A 1200-nucleotide genomic window follows, 5' to 3' on the forward strand; every position below is an offset into this window, starting at 1 on the left:
AAAAGATATGCAACAGATCCATTTAATCCTACATATGAAGTATAGAAGAATGCAAAGGCATAATAAAGCACTCCAAGGAATGCAATAAAGCTAAATTTTGTAATATCTTTATAATCTTCCATTATGAGATTTTTATTCTTTATATACCGGAAAATCCATGAAACAAATACGAATGCAAAAAATATTAGAACTATGAAATATATTATTCTGCCAACTTCAAACAGAAACTTGCTGTGAAATACCAGGTAAATTATAAAGAAAGCCAGAGAAATAGATAATGTACCCAGCACCACGGGAAACCAGCCCGAATCCAATCCCTTATATGCCATTGACAAGGTTATAACCATATTATTAATAATTTAATCTGTTACTGTGTGTTTTTTGCCCCCGTTTTCCAGAAACACTGTATATATAATATCTGCTGCGATAATGAAAAAAATATTTTATTAGTAAAGGTTTTTATAGGATAATTCTTTTATATTTTTATGAGAATAGCAGGGTTTATTTCCGATCAGTTGACAGAGAATCCAGTAAAGGTAAATTACACATGGTATGACAAATCCAGCGGAATAGTGCAGTGGAATTTTGAAAATATGGGAAGCACTACTAGGTCGTTTATACTCTTAAGAGGCATAGAGGAAAATCATAAGGTTTCAGAGATATATGCATTCGGTAACGCATTCTATCCACTATATTATAAGAATTTTAATGTTGATTTTATAACAAAACCAGAGGCTTTGGTAAATGTTTCCCCAAAGGCCAATAACGCTCCTCTTGCAGTAATTGAAAATTCTGATTCTACATTGCTTGTTGCTTTTCTTTACACCCTATCAGGAGGGAGTAGATATTCCGTACTGGAAGGTGGCTGGAAGGGAATAGAGCCAGGAGGAATAAAAATTGTGCTGGCAAAATATGCCATGACAGACAACTTCAGCATAAAATATGATGAGAAACAATGCACCCTGTATAATGAAGAGTCTAAAACGGATTATGGATGCCCTGAAAACCCCTTTACAGTAAGGAGCGCATTAATGAAGATAAATAACAGCATAAAGCCACTATTCAATGACAGAATATCAGTAATTAATGATGGAAAAGACGGTCAAATGCTTTAGTACTTGCTATAATCATGAAAATGAAATGGGTATTATGAAGCGTTGCAGTGCCTGCTTTGATCATATCTTTATAGCGCATATACAA

Annotated in this window: 2 protein-coding genes; one reads left to right on the forward strand and one right to left on the reverse strand. The window is 33.8% G+C overall.

Annotation, left to right across the window (positions count from 1 at the left end; translation table 11 throughout):
• On the reverse strand, window positions 1–329 hold a 329-nt coding region (locus AMDU4_RS08090; protein ID WP_290704660.1), incomplete at its 3' end, for a hypothetical protein.
• Between the two features lie 156 nt (window positions 330–485).
• On the opposite strand from AMDU4_RS08090, the gene AMDU4_RS08095 reads away from it, so the two are divergent.
• On the forward strand, window positions 486–1115 hold the full coding sequence (locus tag AMDU4_RS08095; protein WP_021787492.1) for a hypothetical protein: 630 nt from the start codon (window positions 486–488) through the stop codon (window positions 1113–1115).
• Window positions 1116–1200: the final 85 nt, after the last annotated feature.

This window comes from Ferroplasma sp. Type II, from assembly GCF_000496155.1.

Bases quoted from the DNA above. Each gene is read 5' to 3' on its own strand.
- AMDU4_RS08095 (WP_021787492.1), top strand. From the start codon at position 486: ATGAGAATAGCAGGGTTTATTTCCGATCAGTTGACAGAGAATCCAGTA.